Source organism: Mesorhizobium temperatum (assembly GCF_002284575.1).
GTDB classification, from domain to species: domain Bacteria; phylum Pseudomonadota; class Alphaproteobacteria; order Rhizobiales; family Rhizobiaceae; genus Mesorhizobium; species Mesorhizobium temperatum.
This window is the reverse complement of sequence record NZ_NPKJ01000036.1, coordinates 1-25,462: the sequence shown is the minus strand read 5'-3', so window position 1 is coordinate 25,462 and position 25,462 is coordinate 1. Positions and strand designations below refer to the sequence as shown.

The following is a 25,462-nucleotide window of genomic DNA, read 5'->3' as shown; positions in this document are numbered from 1 at the left end:
GTGGCACGCTGATCAGCCCGGCCCCATGCCGGAGAGCGCGGCGACCAAGCCGTCAGCTACACCACTCCCTGGGACACGATCCGGTCATTCTCCGAAAAGAACTGCTTCTCAAATTCCGGATCGCGAAAATAAGGGTACAAACGCCGATAAAATGCACGTGACGCGTCTGGGCCTTTTCGCGTCTCAATGATCTCCTCACGCACAAGGGGGGAAAGCCCGTCTAAATCTGGATCAAAGTCTGGGCCGTTGGCGCCACTGCACAAAGCCCGCGAAATGCGCTTGGGCAGCAGTGCCGCGGTGGCAAGCGCGTGCATCCCGCCGGCGGAATGGCCGTACACTGCTGCGATTTCGATTGATAGATGATCGAGGATGGCTTCCACAACCGGGACGATGTCGCGGACCTTACGCCCGGGCTGAGGGGTTGAGCCACCGTAGCGTTGACGATCGAACGAAACGAGCCGGCAGAAGAGCGCCCCGTTGGCCACGTAGTTCACAACGTGGTCAAGGCCCGAGCTGGGGGTCCCATGAATCCCAACGACAACCGGGACGTCGGGCGGCCCAACCTCGTATGCGCGGACGGTCCTGCCTTGTGGCATTGAGACCTCGAAGACGCGTGGAGTCAGGTACTTGTCAATGAAAGATTGCTCTTCCGTCGCTCCAGACGATGAGGCCGTGGACGGATTCGCCGGGGAGGACACATCAGCGTAAGGTTGTTGGTTCATGATCGTTTCTCCTGATAATGTGGAATAGCGCTGCGGCTTGTCCCACCTGCGGCGTCAGAGATGATTTGCTCCGATGGGACCGCAGGTGTAGCGCGACAATCAGCATGATAATTTGCCCGTGACCGCGCTCTGAGAGTCTCATCCCGATTGACGCTGAGTCTTACCTTGATTGTCGCCGCGCACGCAGGTTAGGGCCGGCTGCTGGGTTATTCTTCACAAAAGGCGGCCCGATGAAGTCGCACCTGTTTCAAAAATGCGGGCCTGTCGCAATCGTTGCGGCATGCCAGGAACCTGCCGCTCAGCCCGGTTCGATCAGGCAGCCGCCTAACCCATTTGGTCTGGGTTAGGCGGCTGCCGAGATACGCAAACGCGGCGCCGGGCTCTCGCGGCGAACTCGTTATAATGAACAGCGCTTGATTGACCTTCGATTGTGGGGTTTTCGCGGTCGGTAGATGGGCAGATGGCTATTCAAACGCCGTAACTGATCGTGCCCACTGGCGTGGCGTAACTAACGGCTTTGGTCGACGTGCTCTCCGGCAAAGCCGGATTGATCATCGTGCCACTGCGGACGCTTGCCGGCGCTTTGCTCATCGACGCACCGAGCAATGGCCCCATCCGGATTGCCAACCGTTACGTGCTTTCGCCACGCAGGATCGTCTCGGCGGCATCAGCCAGCACCTGACAGCCGAGCACTAGGTCAGCATCGTTGGTGTTTTCGGTCCAATGGTGGCTAATACCGCCGATGCTTGGCACGAAAAGCATAGCAGACCTTAGTTTACGCCCCACGACCTGTGCATCGTGACTGGCGCCGCTTGGCATCCTCACGTAGGCGCCGGGTGCATGGAGCGCCGCCGCAGTCTCTATTGCTGCTTGGAATGCCGGATCCATATGCCATGGTTTGCCGGTACCGGTGCGTTCAATGTCGGCGCGGCAGCCGGTTTTGATCGCGGTCTCTTCGACCAGCTCCCCTAACACCGCATCAAGACGCTCTAGCACCGGCATCTCTGAATCGCGGAACTGGAACAGCATCTCTGCCTTGCCCGGAATTATGTTGCGGGCCCCCGGCTCCAGCGTGATGCGGCCTGTGGTCCAGACAGAACGCGGGCCGGCGACTTCAGGAAAGCGCTCGGCAATGGCCATGGTCAGCGTAGCTGCAGCGACGCCCGCATCCTTTCGGATAGCCATGCGCGTCGTACCGGCGTGGTTCTGGATGCCGTAGAAGACGATTGAGTACTGCCAGATTCCTACGATACTGGTAACAACACCGATCCGCTTGCGCGAGGCTTCAAGCGCGTCGCCCTGCTCTATGTGTGCTTCCAGATAGCCAACGTGGCGTCCCGGCTCCACCAGAGATCGGGGAACGCTGGCTAGGCCAGCCTCACGGAGCGCGTCCCTGAGCGGCAGCCCGTGATCGACATTCACGGCGCGGTCGATCTCTGCTTCTTCGATGTCACCGACGAACGAACGACTTCCGAGCAGCGGGATGTAGTGACTTTCTTCATCCGCCCACGCGACCGGGGCAATGGGAAGACCGAAGCAATCCGGCGTTTCCGCGAAGGCCCGGGCGATCTCAAGGCCGTAGATTACGCCGAGCGCTCCGTCGAGCCATCCGGCATGATTCTGGGACTCTGCGTGCGACCCGATGAGCAGCGATCGCCGCTCCGAATGCGGCATGCCGAACACATTGCCGACACCGTCGATATGCGCCTGGAGCCCCACGGCTTCGTATTGTTGGGCAAGCCAGCGTCGGCTGTCCATGTCCTCTTTGGAATAAGTCGGACGATGAACACCGGTCCGGTACGCGCCGAATTGCGCAAAACGTCTAAGATCCGAGAGCAACCGCCCGGGATTGATCTTTGGCATTGCTGCACCTTTCTGAAGTCCGTTACGGAGCATTCCGCCTTTTGGATGGCCTCGGAGCGGTACGCAGTCGCCATCACTTCGATACTGTGAGCAAGTCGTGGGACGATCGAGCCGTTGCGTCTATCGACTGCCTTTCACCACCAGCAACCGATGCCAGGTCTTGAGAGGACCACCTCGACAGAGCCGGCTGATGTACCGCGGGCTCATTTGCGTCGAGTCACTCCCCAGCATAGGCTTGCGATTGCTGCATCATTTCCCCTTCAGTGATCCCAGTATCTCAAACAATCCTGCTAGAGACCGACACCGGAATCAGGAAAGCCTTGGCTGCGACCTGGCCGCTATTAAAGCCACTTTCCAGGTCCCTTCACCGAATTACATCCTGAAACTCTCGCTCAACCTTGCCGTTAGCTGCGGGGTGGCCGTCTTATCCCCTTTATCGTGCAAAAACGGGCGGGCGCCGCTTTGCCCAAGGAAATGCATTTTCTAAATCCCGCGCCACCCGGATAACGGTCGCCTCATCGGCAAACCGACCTACAATTTGAATGCCAATCGGCAACCCCTCGGCGCTGACAAACAGTGGCAACGACGCAGAAGGTTGGCCGGTTAGGCTGAATGAAAATATGTATTGGCAAAGTTCGGCGAAATCGAGATCAGTATACTCATCAGCCGACATGTTCCTGAGATCCATAGAGTAGGCATCGTGTGGAAGAGCGGTACACGGCATAGTTGGGGTGAGCAAGAGATCATAACTCTGCACTGCCACACCGACATCGAAGCAAAGTTTGCGGGCATACTCAAATGATTTCGCCGCGTGGGACAGCGGAAGTTTCTTTGACCTCTCGTAGCGTTCCAGGTTGAGAGGTTCGAGCGTGCTCTCATCCACCTTTCGGCCGAGAGAGTTTGCAATGGCATCTAGCCTCGTATAGCTAAGGTAACTGCTGGACACAATAGTCTCACGATGGTCGAACACAGAGAACGGAGGGCCAATTTCCTCAACAATATGCCCCATTTGCTCCAGCACTTTGGCCGTTTCCGAAACCCGGTCGCGTATCTCTGGGTCGAGCGGCATCTCCGTCCACGAGCTCATTGCGACGCCGATCTTCAACCTACCGCCCGAATCTGATAGCTCGTCGACATATGGGCGTTCAGGTCGGGGAATAAGGAACGGATCACCAGAGTAGCTTCCCGAGAGTACGTCGAGCGCCGCCGCCGCGTCGCGAACTGTCCGACAGAGAACGAACCGTCGACTTATACCGTAGCCTGGGTCCTGCTCATTTGGCCCACCGGAGATGCGACCGCGCGAAGGATTAAAACCCACAAGCCCGCAATAGGATGCCGGGATACGAGTGGATCCACCACCGTCACTGGCCGATGCGATGGGCACGATGCCGGCAGCCACTGCCGCTCCTGATCCAGAGGACGAGCCGCCTGCAGTTCGATCCAGATTCCAGGGGTTGCGCGTAATCCCGCACATCGCAGTTTCACTTAGGCCAAATGCACCTAACTCGGTCGTAGTCGTGCGTCCGACAATGCGAAGTCCTCCGGCACGGACCCGCTCCACGTAATAGCTATCGATGGTAGGACGATAGCCTTGATATAGTCGGCTGCCGCATTCATAAAGTCGGCCAGCCTCAGTCGAACTTATGTCCTTTCGCAGGAAGGGCACTCCCGCGAAGGGCCCTTCCTCTGAGCCGGGCACGGTTTCAGCGTCGTTATAAAACTCGATTACGGCATTGATCGTAGGGTTGATCCGATCATTAGCTTCACGTGCAAGCCGGGTGAGCTCAACAGATGTGACTTCACGACTGCGAACTAGCTCCGCGAGCCCGGTAGCATCATAACTGGTATACTCATGCAAATTCATGTGGATCCTCCTCACCGCTCCAGAAGCAGTCAATATCGCTTAATACATGCCCAAAGTTTCTATGTTGTTGTCGTCCTTTTTCCCTGCGGTTCGGGAGAGTTGCCGGGGTAGTTGCTCATCGGCGCAAGACGACGGGTCTCTCCCGAATGACCTTCCTAAACGCGGCGTCGGCTGCCTCTGTAGATAGCACAGCTTCCCACGGGAAAAAGTTCAATCCGAACCTGGACGTGCAATGGGCGTTCCAAAAAAACCGCCCGGATTGACGGCTTCAGCGCAACTCGCCGAAAGCTACACCGTCATCCGCGGCTCAAAGTTTACGCAATCAAGCGCAATCATGTTCCGGGATCGTCACGGTGGAGCTCGACCGTGAGCCTCTTGGCATTATCGACGAAGTCAAGCGCGCAGTGCGCGCGGCCACGAGGTTGCCCAGTGCGCGACGCAACAATAAGAGCTGTGTTACCGTTTCACCTAGGCCGCTCGGCGAAGAAAGCATGGCGGGGAGAACATAGTCTTGGACGGAACCCTTCCGCCCTGCGGCACGATCCTCTTTCACCGGGTGTCGGACCGCCTGAGGTGCTCATCGACCACTACCGATCCCTTATTCCCAGGTTGGGAAGGCCCGGTGAGTCGTGCTGGGGTCCTTCGGCGCATTGCTCAACCAACGGAGACTTGGTGGGTATCCGCGAACAAGCCGCTCTGCCTCGAGCCGCCAATGAGATTAGATGTCGGCGGCCCGCGACGCCGGGAGGGTGCTGAAGATGCGGAGACGCCCGTTTTATCCTCGTGGCGGCCCTCATTTGACGTTGGCCGTCCACATGGGGTTCTCTGATCGCCGAGCTGACCGCAAGCTCCTTTTTGCCTTGTCCGAGTTCCTACCGGCTCTGTGGTTCTCTTCGCGGTTAACACTGGGTCACCGCATGTTAGAGTTCAGGACGTGGGTGTCTCAATGTAATCGACGCAGTACCTAGGTTAGGGCTGCCTCCCCATGTACGAGATCACCGACGCCATCGTCCCGGGGCGGGTGTTGCTACGGGCTTAGCTGGTGATCACGCAGCAACGAAGAAATGCCGGCAACCTATGACGTAGGCGGTTTTTGAGACACGCTTCGCACCGAAGCCATAGGCATCGGCCTTCACGACGGCGGCCGCGCGGGCCGGCGTCAGCATCGAGGCAAGCTTCACATAATTGCGACCGAGAGCGCATAAGTCAATCGTAAGATAGCCCATAGGCCCCCGTAGCGTCAGTACAGAATTTCGGCATTTTCTGCATGTCAACTACAACTTTGGGCTTTTCTATCATGGCTGCTCTGGAAGCCATTGAACGCAATATCCTGAGGCTACTACGTCTCGATAGCGCATGAGCAATGAAGGTCGAGCCGAGGTCCCAAGCCGGCGTCGACGCTACGCCTTCCAACCACAATCGCCTCCCATGCTTTCCGGTCTCAAAATGTTGGACATCAGATGACTCCCAATTCTCTGCCTACCTCCGTGAAGGCCTCGACGGCACGGTCGATATCCGCACTCGAGTGTGCGGCAGACATCTGCGTGCGGATGCGGGCATGCCCCTTCGGCACTACGGGGAAGGAGAAGCCGATCACATAGATGCCGCGCTGGAGCATCTTCTCGGCCATCTGCTGCGCGATAGGCGCGTCGCCCAATATCACAGGGATGATCGGATGGTTCGCGCCAGCCAGCGTGAAGCCCGCCTTCGACATTTTCGAGCGGAAGCGGTCGGCATTGGCGTAGAGCCTTTCGCGCAGCACATCGCCTCGTTCGACCAAGTCGAACACCTTCAGCGACGCCCCTGCAATGGCGGGCATCAGCGTATTGGAGAAGAGGTACGGCCGCGAGCGCTGGCGAAGCCAGTCGATGATCTCGCGCTTGCCTGAAGTGTAGCCGCCCGACGCGCCCCCAAGCGCTTTGCCGAGCGTGCCAGTGATGATGTCGATGTGGCCCTCGACGCCGCAATGCTCCGCCGAGCCGCGCCCATGCCTGCCGACGAAGCCGACCGCATGGCTGTCGTCGACCATGACCATTGCACCATTTTTTTCGGCCAGATCACAGATGCCGGCAAGATTGGCGATGATGCCGTCCATCGAAAAGACGCCATCGGTCGCGATCAGCTTGAAGCGGCTGCCTTTGGCCTTCTTCAGTTCCTCTTCCAGCGCGGCCAGGTCGTTGTTGGGATAGCGGAAGCGCCTAGCTTTTGAGAGCCGTACACCGTCGATGATGGAGGCGTGGTTCAGCGCGTCGGAAATGATGGCGTCTTCTTCGCCGAGCAGCGTCTCGAACAGACCGGCATTGGCGTCGAAACAGCAAGAATAGAGGATCGTGTCTTCCATCTTGAGGAATGAGGAGATGCGCGCCTCGAGATGCTTGTGCACTTCCTGCGTGCCGCAGATGAAGCGGACCGACGCCATGCCGTATCCATAGCGGTCGAGCGCAACCTTTGCTGCGTCCCGCAGATCTTCATTGTCGGCGAGGCCGAGATAATTGTTGGCACAGAAATTCAGAACCTTGCTGCCACCCGCGACTTCGATCATGGACGACTGCGTCGAGGCTATGACGCGCTCGGATTTGTAGAGCCCTGCAGACTTCAACGCAGCCAGTTCCGCCGACAAATGGGCAATGAAAGCGTTCTTCATCTGCAACTCCGCAGGAAATGGCGTTGAGTACGCCCTAAACAAGTACATGTATCCCTGACGGCTCGATGCTCGTCATCGACGGGGTAACCGCTTTGGATTTCGCTCAGCCTCGTGCGCCACGAGGCATTTGGTAACGTCCCAGCTCCGAGCCCGTCATATTTCATAGGGATTGTGACAACGAGCAAATCGACATCATCACTTCCCGGGAGATCGACGAGTCGGTCGCTTCGTTGAGTAAGCGTCGTCGGCGCGTGGCGCGAGCCCGGCGGTGCAGAAAGTTGCGGCGCCCTCGCGAATTGCGCTCGTCCTCCGTCCGGTCTCCCAGCCGGAGAAGTCGATGCGTGTCGGCCAATCCACGATATCCACGGCGACGCCCCCCGAAGCGCGCCTGCTCGACTTTCGGGAATTTGTGTGACGACAGCTCATCGAGATCGCTAGGACGCCGCTCGCCAAATCGCTCTCGCAGTTCATTTACTCATTACGCTCACGGGTAGATGACCGCAGTCGACCATGCCGGATCATCGTGCCTTTGCCAGTAGAGATCGGTGAGCCGACGGGTGATGGATCCGACATGCCCATTGGCGATCGCTGTGTCGTCGATGCGAGTCACGGGCATAATACCACCGGCAGTGGATGTGATGAAGACTTCGTCAGCCCCTTTTAACTCAGCACGACTAATACCTGCAGCCGTGGCCGACAGCCCAATCTCAGCGCAAAGGTCGAACACAGTCTGGCGCGTGATGCCCGGCAGCACCCCAAAAGCTGGCGTCCTCAGGGATCCATCCTTTACAACGAACACATTGAAGCCGGGCCCCTCCGCAATGTGTCCATTCGTATCTAGTATCAGCGCCGTCTCCGCTCCCACGTCGTAAGCGTCAAAAAGACCCTTCACGAGATCGAGCCAATGATAATTTTTGATCGCCGGGTCGACCGATGTCGGCGGGATGCGGACGGTTTCGCTGATTGCGACGTGCAAGCCTCTTTCCAGCTGTTCCTTGTTGGCAACCGACCCAAAAGGGATAGCAAACGCCATGAAGCGGTTCTCCGCCTGGCGGGGATCGCGGCTGAATGCCGGCGATGAACCGCGCGTGCAGATCATCTCCACGTATGCTGATTTGTGCCCAGACAAAGCAACACAGGCTGCGAGAATCGATTCGATTTTCTTGCGATCGTAGGGAAGTTTCATTCGAAGGCGTTCAACCCCCCCAAAGAAACGATCAAGATGCAGGTCCAACCTGAAGAACCTGCCATTCCAGACGTGCACAGTGTCGTAGGTGGCATCTGAGTGCAGGAAACCCCAATCCAAAACGGAGATCTTTGCCTCGGACATCGGCAGATATTGCCCGTCCATGAAAGCGACTCCGTGCGGATACCGACGTCCATCAACGTGATGCTCATCGACGGTTGGAAGAACAGGTAAGAGCTGGGTCATTTGTCTATCTTTCCGATCCGTTTACTCGGCCAGGTCAAGAATTGCCCTAGAGCTTGCGCTCGAAAGTGGCTCGTATGACATCGCTGGAAGGCATCGTTACGGCACCAGCGATGGTGACGCGGGAGACGCGACGTTGGGCACCAAATTCAGACGATCGGCGAGCTGCAACAGTCATTCGTCGGAAAGAAGTGAAATGAATCGGTCAGGCAGCCGCCTAAACCATTTGGTCTAACAGGCTGTTGAAGAAGTCTGCCGTATTGCCTTGAGGATGGCTTCGTCGCCGTTGTGGTAGGCGAATGTGATCTCGATCGAACCGTCGTCGAGCAATTCGGCGGAGCCGTCGCCGGTGACTTCATCCATCTCGTCGAAGCCGGCCCATGTGAAGAAGATCGTCGAGGGGCTGTAACTGAGATCGAGGCCGGCTTGCAGGGCGCCAAAGGCGATTTCGCTTTGGTTGTCGGCTCCGATGGTGATGGTTGCGGGTCCGCCGAGGTCGAGATAGCCGCGATCCCACAGTCGGCCTCGATGATGCGCCAGCGGCCGATCGTTGGCAGCCCGCGGGCGCGGTCATGTCGGCGCCGCCATGAGCTTCGACAGCCGCACCAGATTATAGGCGGCGGCAGCGAAGGTGAAGGCCCATCCAACCCGGCCGCGGCCGCGCAACTTGGTTTTCTCCTGCCCGGCGATCGTCTTTATCCAGCCGAACGCCTCCTCAATGCGCTTGCGGATACGCTGGCTGACGGCATAGCCGCCGTGCCGGGTCGTGCGCCCGTCAATCGCCGAACTTCACCCGTTCGTGTTCTGCGCCACATGCGGCGTCACCCTCATCGAACGCAACTCATTGATGAAGTCCTCCGCGTCATAGGCCTTGTCGGCGCCAAGCGTGATCGCCCGCGGCCGGTCGGCCAAGGGCTCGATCATGTGCAATGCCGCCACTCGCTCGGCATGACCGTCGGCCAGTGTCAGGCAAGCATCGACCAGCAGGCCGTGGCGGTTCTCCATCAGCCCATGCCCCATGAAGCAGAGCTTCGTTGCCTTTGCCCTTGCGGTAGAGCTGGCGTCAGGATCGGTGGTCGAGGCATGCGTCTCGTTCGATCGTTTCTGGCCATGGAAGTCCGCTTCGGCGTTGCGCCCGCCACCCTCAGCCGGCGGCTCGCCAGAGCCGTCCTTCGGCTTGACGCTCTTCTCGACGCCCACGCCTCGATCAGCGTTCCGTCGACCGAGAAGTGATCGGTCGACAGAAGCCTCTTCACCTTGGGCTGAGCACCGCCGCCAGGAACTTCGCCGCGATGTCGCCCTCAAGCAGCCGGTCGCGGTTCTTGGAGAACACCGAATGGTCCCACGCCGCGTCGTCGACGCCGATCCCGAGGAACCAGCGGAACAGAAGATCGTATTCCAGCCGTTCCATCAAAAGCCGCTCCGAGCGGATCGAATAGAATGCCTGCAGCAACATCGCCCGCAGCAGTTTCTCGGGCGGGATCGACGGCCGACCGATCGGCGAATACAGCGCCGCGAACTCTCGCTCCAGCGCTGACAGCGCCTCGATCACAATCAGCCGGATTGCGCGTAAAGGATGATCACGCCGTACCCGCGCTTCAAGGTCCACGTAGCTGAACAGTTCGCCTGTCTGTTCGTCCCCGCCTCGCATGCATCGGTTCCGTCCCGTCGCAGACAATGAATCATCGTTGCAGACCTGTGGCGAGTTCCTTTTTCAACAGCCTGCTAGTAGTCCCGTCTGGAAGGTGATTGAATACTGCCAGAACCATACGATGCTGGTAACAACACCGATCCGCTTGCGCGAGGCTTCCAGCGCGTCGCCTTGTTCTATGTGTGCTTCCAGATAGTTCTGGTTTCACCAGAGATCGGGAAACGCCGGCCAGGCCAGCCCCACGGAGCGCGTCCCTGAGTGGCAGCCGTGATCGACATTCACCGCGCGGTCGATCTCCGCTTCTTCGATGTCACCGACGAACGAACGACTTCCGACCAACGGGATATAGTGACCTTCTTCCTCCGCAATTGGATCAAACATGCGCGAATTATGACGGCTCTGTTTCAACAGGGCCTTGCCTTTGAAACACAAATACGCCGTTGCGACCGCAATCTAATGAGACCCCGTAATGAGACCCCGTATAGAGACCGGACGCCAATACAGGGGAATAATCGCTTCTCGCACTTCGCGCGCGCCGCTCTACTTACATTATGAGGTGATATGAACCAACGATATTCCGATGCGTCCTACCGAGCGACTCATGCCGCACTTGTTGGCATGGCTGGTGCAGGACAAGCAACTGTCCTGATCTGCACCAGCTTTTGCCGTCGGGAGCTTGAGGGCATATCCAGGAAGGATAGTGATGCGTCATCAAGCCTGGGATCATACATCTACTGGAGTCGGATGATTTTAGGTTGACCTGTATCCGGCATTTGCAAAGTAGATGGTGCATTCGGTTGCGGAGCCGGCATTGGAGGCTTTCGCCGATCGCGCGGCAGACGGTTTTGATAGTTGGCGCGCCGCCTTCCTGAGCCAGTGCTTAAGCTTGGCAAAGAGGTGCTCGATCGGGTTAGATCGGCGAGTATTTCGGCAGGAGGAGGAGTCTTTTGGACCGAGCAGCTCGATTTGGTTTGGTGCCCCACCGCACTGCTCTTCGAGATCGTGATAATAAACACCGTTGTTTTGCGTGTGCTGACGGTCTCAATCGGACAGAAGTCTCGTCAATGTGTTGATGAATGGGCCATTTTCGGCACGCGATCCCGCGAGATTTGCAGGACCAATTCAGAGAGCCTTCGACGAGGTTACGCCAGGGATCGCGCCGCGGACGAATGGATCAAAGCTTCTGCACTCGTCCAGACACCAGCCCGCCGACACGACACGGAAGCAGCTCGGCTCCGAACGAGAAATCTCCTAACCCCAAAGGGAAATCGAAAATGTGTAAGTCTGGAAAGCTGGATGGTGAACAATGAAAATTGCCCTGGGGCCGAGACCCGTTGTGCTCATGGAGAACGTGTGGATACCGCTTCCCGACGGAACACGTCTCGCCGCAAAAATCTGGTTGCCCGAGGATGCGGCTTCCGATCCGGTTCCCGCTATTATCGACTACATTCCATACCGCAAGCGTGATGGCACGGTTCTGAGGGACGAAAGTGTATTCCGTTATTTCGCCTCGCATGGATACGCAGGCATTCGTCTGGACATTCGGGGCACTGGCGATTCCGAGGGACTATTCGAGGATGAATATGTCAAGCAAGAGCAGGACGATGCGGTCGAGGCAATCGAATGGATCACGCAACAGGCCTGGTGCAGTGGCAAGGTGGGAATGATCGGCATCTCGTGGGGTGGGTTCAGCGCCTTGCAAGTCGCCGCTCGCCGACCCAAAGGCCTGAAGGCGATCGTCACACTCTGCTCGACCGACGATCGCTACGCCGAGGATGGGCACTACATGGGCGGATGCGTCCTCACTGACACAGTATCTTGGGGCACAACGTGCTTCGTGATGATGTCCCAGTCCCCGGATCCCGACATTGTCGGCAAGGAGAGCTGGCACTCAATGTGGATGAAGCGGTTGGAAAGTGCTCGACCAACTATGATTGATTGGCTCACTCATCAGCGCCGGGATGATTTCTGGAAGCATGGCTCAGTCTGCGAGAATTACAGTGCAATCGATTGCGCGGTTTTCGCGGTCGGTGGTTGGGGAGATGGCTTCTCAAACGCAGTATTCCGGCTCCTTTCAAACCTGGACGCACCACGTAAAGGGCTGATTGGACCTTGGGGTCACAAATACCCTCATGTGGGTGTCCCCGGTCCCGCCATCGGTTTCCTGCAAGAATGCCTTCGCTGGTGGGACCACTGGTTGAAGGGGGAGGATACCGGCATTATGCAGGAGCCAATGTTGCGTAGCTGGATGCTCGACTCGGTCGAGCCTGCTGCCCACTATGATGAGCGGCCTGGGCACTGGGTCGCTGACCCCAACTGGCCTTCTCCTCACGTGTCGCCACGGATTTACCGCTTGGGCCTCGGCAGATTATCTCAGCAGCCGCTCCCTGAAGCCACCCTTGAAATCAGCTCCCCCGCGACGGTTGGGATCGCGGGGGGCGAGTGGTGCCCCTATGGACTCGGTGGAGTCGGTCCGGAGCATCCGCTGGACCAGCGCTGGGACGATGGTGGCTCGTTGATTTTTGACAGCGAACTCTTGACGGAAGCCACGCCAATCCTGGGCGCACCTGACATTGAATTAGAGATCACTTGCGACAAGCCGACGGCCATTCTAGCGGCTCGTCTTTCCGATGTTAGCCCATCAGGTGAAGTCACACGGGTCACATACGGGCTCCTGAACCTTTCCCACCGCGACGGACATGAAGACGTACAGCCTATGGAGGCTGGAAGATCGTACCGCATCCGCCTCGCCATGAACGAGGTCGGATATACCTTTCCGCCGGGTCACCGGATTAGGCTGTCTATTTCAACGACCTATTGGCCAATCGCACTTCCCGGGCCCGAGCGCGCTAAATTGACCCTAGAGGCGGCAGCCAGCCATATGCATCTGCCCATCCGAATGCCTCAACCCAGTGACCTCGACTTACGGGCCTTCGACGCACCGGAGGCTTCTGCGCCAATGGCGACTACGGTGCTGAAACCTGGAAGTGTCGAGCGATTCATTCGGATCGACCTAGTGTCGGGTAGGGTCAGCCTCACGGTCAAGAGAGACGATGGCTTAGTGCGTCTCGATCCTATCGGCACGGTGGTTGGGCACGAGAAGCAAATGATCTATTCGGTCGCCGAAAATGATCCCTCGACAGCCCGCACGGAGGTCTATGAGCGGTTCGACCGGGGCCGCGGAGCCTGGCAGACGGCAGTGGAGGGGAGAACCGTGTTGACCGTGACCAAATCGGACTTCCACCTACATTTTGATTTCAACGCATTCGAAAACGGCGAGCGCATCTTCTGCAAATCATGGTCGAAGAAGATTGCTCGTGATCTCGTCTGAATTGGAAAGTGGAGAACGGGAGGGAAACGATGTAGGGCGCCACTGCGATCAGGGCGACAACGATCTTCCGCTTGTCAGTTCCGTTTTAAAGTAAGCGGTTAGCTGATGGCGTCTTGCTTGAAGTTCCAGGGCATGAGCATTTCGATTTCGGCTGCGGGCCAGCGCTGAGCGATGCGGGTCAAGGTCTGGGAGAGCCAGGCGAGCGGATCGACGCCATTCATTTTGGCCGTGTGCAGAAGTGTGGCCACGGTCGCCCAGGTTCGTCCACCGCCCTCGCTTCCAGCGAATAGACTATTCTTTCTCGTAATTGTTTGGGTCTGATTGCGCGTTCGACGTGGTTCTATCATGCGCTACGCGCCAAGGGATTGCCGGCAATCTGCATCGATGCGCGCCATGCCAAAGCCGCTCTCGATATGGCGGCGAACAAGACGGATGCGAATGACGCCGATGGTTTGGCGCGTCTTGCTGAAGCAGGGTTCTTTCGCGAGGTGCGCGTGTGAAAGGCTTCGACAGTATGTTGACCCGCACGCTCGTAGCGGCTCGCACCCGGCTGGTCCGGATCACCGTCGAGCTTTCCATCCAGATCCGAGGGATCATGAAAACGTTCGGCTTGCTCGTTCCCGCCAGTAAGGGAACTACATTCGAAAAGAATGTCCGGAGCCTTCTTATCGATCGATCGAGCGCGTGCTCCTGTCGTGCTACCGATGTTGGAAGCTTGGCGCGGCATTCGGCATCCGTGCCGCCGAGCTTGGGCGCCAGCTTGTTCGCAGATGCACGTCAAAGCCAAGCATGCCCGCATACTCATGTCGATCCCCGGCATCGGCGCCATTACCGCAACCTCTTTCGTCACTGCCATTGAAGATCCGGGCAACTTCAAGAAGTCCCGCTCTGTTGCCGCTTGGATCGGCCTGACACGCGCCGCTACCAATCGGGAGAAGTCGATTATGACGGCCATATATCCCGACGCGGCGATCGACATTTGCGGGGACTTCTCTATGAGGCTGCGGCGGTCATCCTGACACCAGCTCGATCGACAGCAGCCTGCGCACGTGGGGCCTCAAGCTCCGGGAGAGGGTTGGCTTCAAACGAGCTGCCGTGGCTGTGGCGCGCAATGGCGGTGATAATGCATTCGATGCTCAAGACCGGTGAGTTCTTTGATCGAAATGCAGGCGCCACAGCATGAAATCTTGCGAATAGCGTTCAGGATCTGAGCGCCTAAGACGTCCCTGCCGGGACGTGAGCCGAGCCATTCCGCTGATGGGGTTGCACCGCTGTCTCAGCAAAGTGCGTCGTCCACATTGAAGGCTCGTCCGCGGAGCTCCCTCATGCGGCGACTGATGTCTACCGCGAAGACAACCATGCACCCGGCAGCGTCGTCTCGACGCAATTACATGCTTGCCGTCCCAGCGGTGATTAGACAACCTCATCAAAGTGGATGTTGAATCACCAGCGAAGGCCGTCGTCATATCACAATCGATTCCTCGATCGCAGGACGTCATGCGCGATAAGGCGTGGTATGCCGCCGGAGTATTTTCATAGCCACATCTCCGGAATTGGAGGTAAGGGAGGCCTAGGGCGGTGGCACAAGCTGCGCAGACCTCGATGAAGCCCCCCGGTCATTGTGGCTCCGCCTGCAGAACCGATCGAATGGCGTTTGCGGTCGTATCGACATCGTGATCGTTGACGAGATAGTGGAGCACGGCGCGAACGACGCCTTCGCGGAGCGTTCCCATCCGCACGCCCCGCTGCGACAGTGCCGCCAGGAAGTCTGGGACCGACAGACCGTCCCGTTCAAGCCGAAAGAACACCATATTCGTGTCGATGACTGAGGGCTCGAGGCGGATGCCGGGAATGTCGCGGATTTTCGTCGCCAGCAACTGCGCGCGCCGGTGGTCTTCAATCAGCCGGTCCACCATGGTTTGAAGCGCCACGATAGCTGCACTGGCCATGAAGCCGGCTTGGCGAAGTCCGCCTCCCAAGAGCTTGCGATAGCGTCTCACCCGGTCGATGAAGGGGCGTGTTCCGCACACCATGGAGCCGAATGGAGCGGCGAGTCCTTTCGACAAGCTGAACATGATCGAGTCGAAGTCCTTCGCCATCTCCGCCGGCGTCCTCTTCGACGCGATTGCCGCATTGAAGAAGCGGGCGCCGTCGAGATGCAGTGGCAGGCCGTGCTTGTCGGCAAGCTCGCGCACTTCCTTAATATAGGACCCAGGCAGGACACGCCCGCCACGTTGACAGTGCGGATTCTCCAGCACGATGACCCCTGGCGGCGCGCATTGGTAATCCCTCTTGTCGCGAATCGCCGAGCGCAGGTTATCCAGTGACAGCCGTCCGTCGGTTTCCGTCGGCACGGGGTGCAGAACGAGACCCCCCACCACCGAAACGCTGCCGGCTTCGAAGTCGTAGAGATCGGAGTGATCGCCGACGATCACCTCATGCCCACGCGGACAATGCGCGAGCAGTGCAGCAAGGTTCCCCTGGCATCCGCTCGATAGGAAAGCGGCGTCTTCCTTCCCGAGCATTTCCGCCGCCAATGCTTCCAGCCGATTAACCGTCGGGTCTTCACCGTAACCGGCGTCACCCACTTCCGCGTCGAACATCGCCTGCCGCATCTCCTGGGTGGGGAGGGTTACGGTATCGCTGAGCAGATCTATCATTCTTCTCTCCCATAAGTGGCATTGGCGATCAATGTCGCACGACGGACCTTCGGCGCCGTTCCGCCTCTGTCCAGCGGCAGGTGAGGATCAACAGGAACGGCGCGAAGTACCCTCAAACCCATGGTGTCCCGGCGAGATACCGAAGATGGCAGTGGCCGGTGACCAACACTGCATCGAGATCCGCACGCGCCATTGCCTCTAGTGCCTTCTGCTACGCCGCTCGTGCTCTGATCTCGGGAAAGGGACGCCGGCCTGCAGGAATCGCCGAAAACGCGCAGCCATACGCCATCCAAATTGGTCTCGACGAAATTATCGCCTTCAGGAAATATGATGCATAGGGGAGGCAGGTTTGCGCCAAAATGCATCGCCTTTTGAAACGCGGACCGAACTAAGTGCGGCGGTTTGAAATGTGTCAGCCTCTGAGACACACTTCGGACCGACCTAGGTTGAATCCGGAAGCGAGCGCAAGGGGAGCGCAGAATCCAGGAATATCGCAGGATCAGTTGCAACGCGTCTCTCTCATGCTCTCCACTGCACCAATGTCCGGCAACAATCACCTCAGATTTGACTTCTGCGTCGGTGCGGGGAGGCAGGTGCCGTAGATTATTCCTGTTCGCCAGGGGTCGGAAATGGCGTGATCGACCAACTGATTAAGTCGACAGCTCGCTGAAGGATCGCCTCGGTCTGAGCAAGGCTGGGTGAAGTGGCGATGACGTGTCCGATGCAGTCTCGGTGATCGCCTTTCCTGACTATCGGTGTCTTGAGCTTGACGTGCAATTTGACCTCGGCGACACCTAATATAGCAGTGGCCCGACTGTCGTCGATCCAATCGAGCGTGCCATCGCGATCAGGAACTAGGTACCGCGCGACCGCAGTGTGCGAATGCGTTCTGCGCAAATTCCATTCATCGCCCATGACAAGGTTGATGTGCTCGGTGACGAGATCGACACCGTAAGTCAGCTGGACCAGTTGAGGAGCGGGCGTGCCAGCAAGACGCGGGTTGACTTCAATGACGACTGGGCCACGCTTCGTCCACCGGAGTTCAACGTTCGTTGGCCCCCAGCCAAGGCCGAGAGCTCGCAAACAGCTCAGCGAAACATCGACGATACGATTATGCTCGTCATCAGTCAGCACGGCTGGATAGGCGAGCTCACGATAGACGAAATGGGGTGGGCGGCAGAAGCCAAGGGCGCCAATCCCAATGACCTCATTTCCCATTATGTCAATGCAATACTGCGAGCCTTGTGCGAATTCTTCGACCAGTATCCTCGGCGGGGACCGCCATATGTGCTTCCCGCCCAACAGATAGGTCGTATGTTCGGCTAACTCATCAAGGTTGCCACACAATCGAACACCTCTGCTGCCGAGGCCTACCGCTGGCTTAAGAATCACCGGCAGACCGATCTCCGCGGCAGAGCGTTCTATATCCGTCGCATTCGTGGCCAAGCGATAAGCAGGTATTGGAACACCGGCCTCCGCGAGGAGTTGACGTTGAGCGAATTTATCGCAGCATCGTTCAATGGATTCGGCGTTCGGTCCCGGAAGATCGAAATACCGACAGAGTTTGCCAACTGTCGCATAGAACGACTCTGTCGCGGACGTAATTCCAGCAATGTCATAGGTCGCATATAGCCGGGAACATTCGCGGATCAGCGCGTCGAGATTGTCTGTATCGACACGGATCGCCTCATTGCTTTCAGCCGCAAGATAGTCGTACTGAGCTGGATCAGCCGACAGTGTAATTGGATGAAGACCAAGACGCTGGGCCGCTTGGACGAACAGCAGGCCAAGACCCCTTATATTGCCTTCAACCAGGATGAGCGCTCTTCTTGCCATTCGTCTCGACCTTCTCTTGCGTGCTGTGCAGCGGCCCAAGCATGAATCAGCATCAGCTTTTAGCCGTGCCTGACTTCAGACCTTGTAGCAACGTATCATTGTCAGCAATTTGCGGTCGCAAAGCTTCGGTAAATTTATTTGAAGGAACTGTTGCAGCATTTTTAGTTATCGACGGTGTGGCACAGAGCATTTCGACGGCGTCGTCACATTACCGGCATTCGGCAGGCGGCCGGAAAGAGGTTAGTTTTCAGGCGCCGAGTGCCACAGAGGAGGTGTCACTCACATTTTGAGGGCTGCGGTTCGCGCGCTCCAGGGTCGTCAGCTGCGCTCAAGCGATGGCGCCCCGAGTGAAACAGATGGCACGCGGAACATCTCGGGCTGACTTGAAGTGCTTCATCTGTCTGGCCTGCTGCCGGTTCCATGGACACCGAGTTAAGGTGTTGAAGATGGAACCGGAGTTTCCCATGGAGAGAAGAAAGTTCGGCCGGGAGTTCAAGCTTGAGGCTGTTAGGCTGGTGAAGGAACGGGGTGTTGCGGTATCTGGACCTGCACGAGAATGTGCTGTGCAAATGGATATGTGATCTGTCGATCGATCCGCAGCATGCGTTTCCCGGCCGCGGCCAAATGAAGCCGGAGCAGCTCGAGATCGACAAGCTGCTACGCGAAGTGGCGAAGCTGAAAGGCGGAGCGCGACATCCTAAAAAAGACCGCAGCCTACTTCGCGAGGGAAATGACATGAGGTTCGCATTGATCGCGAAACACCGGAGCATCTGGCCGGTAGCATGGCTGTGCAGCGCACTGGATGTGTCCCGTTCCGGCTTCCATGCCTGGCTCAAGCGAAACCCCAGCACCCGGTCTCGGTATGACGTGGCTCTTCTTGTCGAGATAGACCGAAGCTTCAAGAGCAGCGACCGCACCTACGGCACACGCCGGGTCTGGCACGATGCCTGGCGGAGGGGCTCTCTTGCGGCCTGCATAGCATCGAACGGTTCATGCCGGAGAACGGCCTGCGAGCCCGGCCACGCCCGACGTGGCCTGCCGAAGGATGTTGGGGAGCGGCTGGTCGCGTCAGTATCGCAGAACATCCTCGACCGCGCCTTCGAGGCCTCAGCGCCGAACCAGAAGTGGGCGGCCGACTTCACCTACATCTGGTCGGTCTTTACCGGCGAATTGTGCGCTGCCGATCTCCTCTTCACCTTCCAACTATTCGCTTAACTCACGACGTGAATTCCATCGCCCTCAAACGGCCCGAGCTCTGGTCCCCACTGGGTGAAATTCCCCGCGGCAGGTCTAGGCGGCCGACCTGGTTCGACCAGCGAAGAGAGGCAGATCCTGCTCGATAGGGTCGAGAGCTACAGTAACTTTGTCCCCGCAGAGATGAACGGTCGAACAGTGCCACCGCGGTATCGCGGCAGCGTCAAGCCACCAGATTTGGCAGTTCCTGAAAAACGTCAACCCACTATCTTCAAGTCCTGTCAGCGACAAACGGCCACAAAATCGCCCTGCCACACGACGCTAAACGAAGATGAGATTTACGGCGCTCCGGCGGCCTGCTTACGGGCTGACCGGATCGATCCCAGAGCTAAATTCGCACTGTGCCCATAATCTGCGGGGTCGTGCAAACTCCAATAAGGCCACTAGATAGGAACCTGCCCATGACAATTGCGACGATGCCTGCAGTCAGCGAAGCCGATGCGCGAATTGAACGCCGACTTCGCGAGCTCGCAATCTGCGATTCAGGCTCGACCTGGGAGGCTCAAGACGAACTGTCCCGCGCTATTGCAGAGGCGGGCATGCACTTCGAGGGCGGGGCGTATCCCGTATGTCTCCGGCCCCTTGCGATAGACTGCTGTCTGGCAAATCACCTCAGTGCTACCGCTGAGGCTGTGGTCAAGCTTCTTGATGTCGCCGCTGAGCTGTATTGCTGCAATGAAGATGTACAAGACTTATTTCCTGCCTATAAACATTTGCGGCATTGGATCAATTGTCTCCCAAAACATCGTCCGATTGTAACAATATGCCGATTGGATGGTCTTTTCGACAGCAATGGCCATTATAAAATAATCGAAACCAATACCGAATCGCCTGGCGGCGTTATTCAGAATGGCCTCGCCGCAGAAGTCTGGAGCCGTATACCCAACCCATTGACACATGGCCTGTCACTCGACGTGAGCAAGCAGCCTTTCGCGAAAGATCCGAACTGCTTTGTCCGGGAGCTGGTGTCTGCCTATTATGCAGCGACCGGCAGCGAACTCAGAAGCGCCGCTGTGATCAACTTTCGCGGTCGGTACACAAACGAAGTAGACTGGATTGTGAACGGTCTAAGAGACGCAGGCGCCAAGACAGCGTTGCTAGATGCTAGCGCGATAAAGCGAACACCTCGTGGACTAACCGGCCCGGACGGCCAACTCATCCAACTTGTTTACAATAAACTCGATCCAAGGGACATCATTGAGGCCGGGGAATTAAGAGACTACTTAGACGCCTGCGCGTCTCAAGAGGTGGTTTCGATAAACCCGTGGATCTCCCAGTGGATATTATCTGACAAGGCCATCCTTGCTGTACTCAGCGATGATCGATTCAGCTCGAACTTCAACGCCGAGCAGATCGAGTTCATTGCACGCCACGTTCCATGGACCCGTCTTGTTACAGCAGGAGTAACAACTGACCCCGATCGGCGTCGGATTGAGCTCATCGGCTACATCCGGGAGAACAAGGCCAATCTTGTTCTGAAGCCCTCTAATGCAACCCGTGGCGAGCATGTCTTGGTTGGGCGTCTCACGTCCTCAGAGGTGTGGCAGGAACACATTAACCGGGCCGCCCGCAATCCATACGTTGTTCAAGAGTACGTCAGACCCGGAGAGGTTACGGCTCTGCACCCGCCAAGCCGGTCGATCAAGAAAATGGCGTATGGAATTGACTGTTATGTATTCGGTGGCCGCTTGGCAGGTTTTCAGTCGCGCGCAAGCTTCGATCCTGTGATGAACGTTGGGCGAAGCGGGATCCTACTACCGGTCGCTATCGACTAAATTTCCTGCCTGAGCTCGCCAAAGATGTGTCCCATTGCGTGAAGAGCTATGGTGTCGAGTCGATAAACCTCGTCGTATAGGAGTTGTCGCGAAACTTCGAGCGCCCGATGATCGCTTTGAGGAAGGTGAGATTAGTCGCCACACCGCGAAAATGCGGAATTGGCGCAGCGCCCGGTGTCGGCCTCCGGAAAATGGGCATCTCTCACTCGACGCTTGGTCCACTTCAGTATAACTCACACGATCGGTTTCGCCGCCGGCATCGCCGCAAGCAATTGTCTTGTTGGCTGTCTAGCGAGCAACCAAACCGCCCACTGTCGAGACGGTGCCAACGAGGGACGATGATCGGACGGTTCTCGAACGAGGCTGTCGGCTATGAGGGCCGCAGATTGTTCCCATTCGCCAACGGTCGCAAATGGTGTGATCGACCAATCAAATAAGTTGACGGCACGCTGAAGTATCGCAGCGGTGTGAGCACGGCTGGGTGAAGCGGCAAAGACATGTCCTATCGGCAATTTGCCTTTCCTGACGATCGGTGTCGTGGGTTCAACATACAATTTGACCTTGGCGACACCTGATACACCAGTCGCCCCGACAATAGAGGCGCCGTGGCTCTCGATGTGGACTTCCGTGAACCATCTTGTCCGCAGGATTTGTGCCGGTTCGGCACGTATCGTGCCGGTCCGTCTTGTTCGGCCTCATCGAGAGGGCGGCACTGGCATGACAGGCATCCAGACAAACGATCGACAAGCAGCGCGTGACCAACTCGTTACCGGTTCCACGCCGATCCCTGCAACCTTTTCCGCCTTCCCGGCCAGCCAGTCTGCAATCGCGTCTGGATCGGTCGGAACCTTCCCCACAGATGGCCGTCTGTTCCATCGAGACATCCAGAGCCGCCCACTTCATCATGGCAGTTCTCCTTCCTCGCGCTGCGCCGCTGACTGATTCATCGACAAGGTCAGATTAGCGAACTGCCCCCGGCATGTGAACGGCGCCACCCGCGATTACGCTAAGTGGTGTAGCTGGCGGTTGGCACGTCGGAGGGCGAGCCGATCTGGACGGAGTCCCACGCAAGCTGACAGTCGCGGCCTGCGCGGCGTGGCGAGCGGCGGCCCGAGACCTTCGCCTTTTCTGGGCTTTACCCACTACTGCGGGCGGACCCGGGATGGCCGGTTCATCGTGAAGCACAAGGGAAACGCCTGACGCGAAAGTTTAAGCCGTTGCGCGCCAGTAGGCCAGGCGGCTCATGCATATGCCACTGGCTGCTCGCAGTGGTTCGGCGTCGTTCTGCCCGGACACTACGGCTACTACGGCACGCCGCACAACTACCCAGCGCTCAATGGATTCCATCGGCAAGTGTGGCTACGGTGTCCGAGACGGCGCAGCCAGAAACGTCGACGCATGGGCCGGTCGTAGTTCGAGACCCTGACGGCGCGCCCCCCCTGCCAACTCAGCGCATCACTCGAACTTGGGCGCAAGCGCAGGTTCGAGCCGCGGGTTACCCTCGGGAAGAGCCGGGTGCGGGAAATCCGCCCGCGGATCTGTGAGGGTGAAAGCCGAATGGTGCTACTCGACCACGACCGTGAAGGCTTCGGCGCAACCCGCCCCATGCTACACCGTAACCCGCGGCTCGAACTTGACACGATCAAGCGCGATCATGCTCTTAAATTTTCGGATGTTGGGATTGGTATAGAGCTTCGTCTTGACGAAGACGTCGAAAGCCTCGACGTCCTCGACCGCCACGATCAGGACGAAATCGGCGTCGCCGGTGACCATATAGCACTGGGTAATCTCCTTGGCCGCCCGCATCGCGCGCTTGAAATCGTCGACAAGGTCCAGACGTTCACGGTCAAGCTCTACGGTCACTACAACGGTAAGTGATTTGCCAAGAGCCTTCGGATCCACGAGCGAGATATCCGCAACAATTACGCCATCCAGACGCAACTTGTTCACTCGACGCATGCATGAGGCAGCCGAAGAACCGACAAGCTCCGCGAGTTCGGCAAAGGACAACCGATTGTTCTTCTGGAGCGCCGTAAGGATTCTTCGGTCTAGGTCGTCCACCATGCAGCCGCTATTTCGAAGATTAAATAATCGTTTGAGAACTTTAACATTCGCATGAATTTTCGCAACGTTCATTGCAATTAGGCCCACAATTGAAACAAACAGGGCGCTTTTGGACCGGCAGGTGATCGAACGCGCCCATTCCGGATTAACCTCAGTCGGTCCGAGGTGGGTCAAAGCTGATGACATTTCAAAACCGCACGGCTTGTGTCATTCGTATTTCAGCAACCGACGCATTTTTGCGCGTACCTCAGAGTTCGAGGATAGTTGCATCGAGACGATCCGCTTGCGAGTGGCTGTCAATGATCGTGGAACTGGACCGCAATCTTTCGCGCAAGGAAGGGGACACTACGTCGGTCCACGATATCGTCGACAGAGGCCTGCCAGGCGGGATCGTCGAGAGCTGCGTCGCATGCGACCAAGAAGCTGAAGCCGAGGATTGTCCACGGGCCAAGAAGCTGAGCGCCACTGAAGCGTCAGCATCGCAGGTGCTATCGCCATAAGGCACCAGGCCGGCGAACATTACCCGGCGACGGCTGAAGGTACCAGCGATGGCACCGACGAAGATAGACAAATGAACGCGGGCAAGTTCGATGAAGTCTGCTCCAGCGCGTCCACCAGGTCGGAAGTCAGGACTTGCTGGCGGCCACAGTCAGCGTTAGCCAGCCAAGGGAGGAGACCTGCATAAGTTGCCGGATCGAGCGAAAGGTCGGGTTACTTGACGTAAGCATCCGGTCGGGCCGGTAGGGACCGCGGCGGGCCGGACTTAGTAGATCCATCGCGGCCCAGGATTTTGGCGAGGCGCGTAGTGAGCGTGGACATGGCAGCTGCCCGGGCAGCGCCGCGTTCGGAACCGGCGAAGAGCCACGATTTTCGTCCCACTCGGGATATGCTCCTGTCGTCGATCGCGCGAGGGGTAGTAGAGCGCCGCTGGAGGCTAGTTTCTCGGTGACGAACTTTGCTGTGTTGTGTAACCGATAGTCGAGCTCGGCATTTTCATGGAGATAGTGGCGCCATTCGGTTGCCTCGCGCTGCAAATCTCCGAACGCTTCAAGACTTTTCATGTTGCCACAGGCCCTCTTTTGAACGCATTGCGCCGAACCGCTTCGATGGTCTTTTCCGGCCACGTTCTGGTAAGAAAAGGACAGAGGATCAATGGAGCCCTTTTTGAGATGAGCTTTCCGCCAAACACCGCCTTTGAAACGTGCATGACACAAGGCGGTGCAGTTTGAAATCTCGCCAGCTCTTGGAACGTATCGAAGGAAGCCAGGTCGCTGCTTCTGGTAGATTTCGTGGGGCTCAAGGAAGAATGCGTTCGGCGAGGCGGCCTCGGGTGTGAGGTGGCGTGCGACGGTCACAAGCGACGGGTTCGGCATCGCAGGGCATGCCATCATGGATGGTGATGCCGGCCTTTAACTTCAAGGTGAGCGTTCTCGTTGGTAAGCGGTGTTTCGGGACCACCTTTCGGGAGTGGTCGCGATCTGTGAGGTTGCCGGTTCTGCATTGGGATCGGAGATCGACTTGTGTCTGGACTTGACTTTACGCTTGACCCGGAGCGGCAACCTCGACGTTTCGAGGTGATCAACGGTGCTGGCGGCCGGCGTCAGTGGTCGGTGGATGACAAAGCACGGATCATCGCGGAGACGCTGGAGCCGAACGCAATCATTTCCGAGGTCGCCCGCCGCTATGGCCTCAGGCCGCAGCAGGTCTTCGCCTGGCGCCGGGAAGCGCGCAAACAGGCTGCTTCGGTGCAGCAAGATTCTCCTGCCTTCGTGCCGGCGGTTGTGGCGGCGCCGCAACCTGTAGCTAGGCGTCCATCGAAGCAGCGGAAACGGAAAGCCACCCGAGACGCCGGCGTGATCGAGCTTGAGATCGACGGCATCGCCATGCGCGTTGGCCGTGGCGCCGATGCGAAGACCGTGACCGCAGTGATCCGCGCGCTGAAGGCGACGACGTGATTGGGCCGACGGGTGCGGTCAAGGTCATGGTGGCGACGAAGCCGGTGGACTTCCGCAAGGGCGCGGAGGGGCTGGCTGCGCTGGTGCGCGAGACGATGGGGGCCGATCCGTTCAGCGGGGCCGTCTACGTCTTCCGGGCGAAGCGGACGGACCGGATCAAGCTGATCTTCTGGGACGGCACCGGAGTCTGCCTTTATGCCAAGCGTCTGGAGGACGGCGAGTTCCGCTGGCCGAAAGTGCATGACGGCATGATGCGGCTGACGGCCGCGCAGTTGTCGGCGCTGCTCGAAGGTCTCGACTGGCGGCGGGTCCACGAGGCGCGCCGGACCCGCGTTCAGCGGGCTGAGCCTGACGTGTTGACTATCATCTGCGCCCGCTGGAAATCGTGTCAGGCATAATGCATCGCCATGACCG

At 58.1% G+C, this 25,462-nt stretch carries 15 protein-coding genes and 8 pseudogenes; 6 read left to right on the top strand and 17 right to left on the bottom strand.

From position 1 onward, the window contains the following. Positions 1-56: 56 nt before the first annotated feature. The 10 genes and pseudogenes from CIT26_RS10050 to CIT26_RS37045 all read right to left on the bottom strand — a co-directional run. Positions 57-722 (bottom strand): alpha/beta fold hydrolase, encoded by a 666-nt coding sequence (locus CIT26_RS10050; RefSeq protein WP_206072744.1) that lies wholly within the window; start codon positions 720-722, stop codon positions 57-59. Between the two features lie 630 nt (positions 723-1,352). Continuing rightward, the gene (locus tag CIT26_RS10045; RefSeq protein ID WP_095492436.1) at positions 1,353-2,585 is read right to left on the bottom strand and encodes a hydantoinase/carbamoylase family amidase; all 1,233 of its coding nucleotides are present in this window, start codon (positions 2,583-2,585) and stop codon (positions 1,353-1,355) included. Between the two features lie 433 nt (positions 2,586-3,018). Then, the gene (locus CIT26_RS10040) at positions 3,019-4,449 is read right to left on the bottom strand and encodes an amidase (RefSeq protein WP_095492435.1); all 1,431 of its coding nucleotides are present in this window, start codon (positions 4,447-4,449) and stop codon (positions 3,019-3,021) included. A gap of 1,052 nt (positions 4,450-5,501) precedes the next feature. Next, positions 5,502-5,675, bottom strand: a pseudogene (locus CIT26_RS10035) (alanine racemase); the annotation flags it as partial. A gap of 230 nt (positions 5,676-5,905) precedes the next feature. Next, the gene (locus CIT26_RS10030; RefSeq protein ID WP_095492433.1) at positions 5,906-7,093 is read right to left on the bottom strand and encodes a glycine C-acetyltransferase; all 1,188 of its coding nucleotides are present in this window, start codon (positions 7,091-7,093) and stop codon (positions 5,906-5,908) included. A 484-nt stretch (positions 7,094-7,577) separates the two neighbouring features. Continuing rightward, entirely contained in the window at positions 7,578-8,525 is a 948-nt protein-coding gene (locus CIT26_RS10025) for an aminotransferase class IV (RefSeq protein WP_095492432.1), read from the bottom strand. A 228-nt stretch (positions 8,526-8,753) separates the two neighbouring features. Further along, positions 8,754-8,885: a hypothetical protein gene (locus tag CIT26_RS38250; protein WP_280951104.1), complete on the bottom strand. Its 132-nt coding sequence runs from the start codon at positions 8,883-8,885 to the stop codon at positions 8,754-8,756. A 207-nt stretch (positions 8,886-9,092) separates the two neighbouring features. Next, positions 9,093-10,173: pseudogene (locus CIT26_RS10015) on the bottom strand (IS5 family transposase). 204 nt (positions 10,174-10,377) lie between these two features. Further along, on the bottom strand, positions 10,378-10,581 hold the full coding sequence (locus CIT26_RS37470) for a hypothetical protein (protein WP_245319326.1): 204 nt from the start codon (positions 10,579-10,581) through the stop codon (positions 10,378-10,380). A gap of 452 nt (positions 10,582-11,033) precedes the next feature. Then, a pseudogene (locus CIT26_RS37045) lies at positions 11,034-11,119 on the bottom strand (transposase); the annotation flags it as partial. Positions 11,120-11,479: 360 nt separating this feature from the next. Between CIT26_RS37045 and CIT26_RS10005 the strand changes: the two are divergent. Further along, positions 11,480-13,504 carry a CocE/NonD family hydrolase gene (locus CIT26_RS10005; protein WP_095492431.1) on the top strand — a complete coding sequence of 675 codons (2,025 nt, stop codon included), beginning with the start codon at positions 11,480-11,482 and terminating at the stop codon, positions 13,502-13,504. A gap of 98 nt (positions 13,505-13,602) precedes the next feature. Here CIT26_RS10005 and CIT26_RS10000 read toward each other — a convergent pair. Beyond that, positions 13,603-13,844 (bottom strand): annotated as a pseudogene (locus CIT26_RS10000) (transposase domain-containing protein); the annotation flags it as partial. Here CIT26_RS10000 and CIT26_RS09995 point away from each other — a divergent pair. Beyond that, positions 13,834-14,687 (top strand): annotated as a pseudogene (locus CIT26_RS09995) (IS110 family RNA-guided transposase); the annotation flags it as partial. The pseudogenes CIT26_RS10000 and CIT26_RS09995 overlap by 11 nt on opposite strands. 433 nt (positions 14,688-15,120) lie before the next feature. On the opposite strand, the gene CIT26_RS09990 reads toward CIT26_RS09995, so the two are convergent. Together CIT26_RS09990 and CIT26_RS09985 are read right to left on the bottom strand one after the other, a co-directional pair. Next, on the bottom strand, positions 15,121-16,164 hold the full coding sequence (locus CIT26_RS09990; RefSeq protein WP_095492430.1) for a GntG family PLP-dependent aldolase: 1,044 nt from the start codon (positions 16,162-16,164) through the stop codon (positions 15,121-15,123). A gap of 603 nt (positions 16,165-16,767) precedes the next feature. Next, on the bottom strand, positions 16,768-18,000 hold the full coding sequence (locus tag CIT26_RS09985; RefSeq protein WP_095492429.1) for an ATP-grasp domain-containing protein: 1,233 nt from the start codon (positions 17,998-18,000) through the stop codon (positions 16,768-16,770). 464 nt (positions 18,001-18,464) lie between these two features. Here CIT26_RS09985 and CIT26_RS09980 point away from each other — a divergent pair. Together CIT26_RS09980 and CIT26_RS09975 are read left to right on the top strand one after the other, a co-directional pair. Beyond that, positions 18,465-19,155 (top strand): annotated as a pseudogene (locus CIT26_RS09980) (IS3 family transposase); the annotation flags it as partial. A gap of 500 nt (positions 19,156-19,655) precedes the next feature. Beyond that, a complete protein-coding gene (locus CIT26_RS09975) occupies positions 19,656-21,029 on the top strand; it encodes a glutathionylspermidine synthase family protein (protein ID WP_095492428.1) in 1,374 nt (457 codons plus the stop codon). A gap of 395 nt (positions 21,030-21,424) precedes the next feature. Here CIT26_RS09975 and CIT26_RS37465 read toward each other — a convergent pair. From CIT26_RS37465 to CIT26_RS38460, 4 genes and pseudogenes are all read right to left on the bottom strand, one after another. Then, positions 21,425-21,616 (bottom strand): annotated as a pseudogene (locus CIT26_RS37465) (ATP-grasp domain-containing protein); the annotation flags it as partial. Between the two features lie 1,021 nt (positions 21,617-22,637). Continuing rightward, the gene (locus CIT26_RS09965) at positions 22,638-23,267 is read right to left on the bottom strand and encodes an Lrp/AsnC family transcriptional regulator (protein WP_245319325.1); all 630 of its coding nucleotides are present in this window, start codon (positions 23,265-23,267) and stop codon (positions 22,638-22,640) included. A 122-nt stretch (positions 23,268-23,389) separates the two neighbouring features. Then, positions 23,390-23,542, bottom strand: a pseudogene (locus CIT26_RS37460) (MFS transporter); the annotation flags it as partial. 177 nt (positions 23,543-23,719) lie between these two features. Next, positions 23,720-24,466 (bottom strand): hypothetical protein, encoded by a 747-nt coding sequence (locus CIT26_RS38460; protein ID WP_342586998.1) that lies wholly within the window; start codon positions 24,464-24,466, stop codon positions 23,720-23,722. Positions 24,467-24,613: 147 nt separating this feature from the next. Between CIT26_RS38460 and tnpA the strand changes: the two genes are divergently transcribed. Together tnpA and tnpB are read left to right on the top strand one after the other, a co-directional pair. Then, complete coding sequence (gene tnpA / locus CIT26_RS09950) at positions 24,614-25,048, top strand: IS66-like element accessory protein TnpA (RefSeq protein ID WP_167391352.1); 435 nt, start codon at positions 24,614-24,616, stop codon at positions 25,046-25,048. A 26-nt stretch (positions 25,049-25,074) separates the two neighbouring features. Further along, a complete protein-coding gene (gene tnpB, locus CIT26_RS09945) occupies positions 25,075-25,446 on the top strand; it encodes an IS66 family insertion sequence element accessory protein TnpB (protein ID WP_425350335.1) in 372 nt (123 codons plus the stop codon). Positions 25,447-25,462 lie beyond the last annotated feature (16 nt).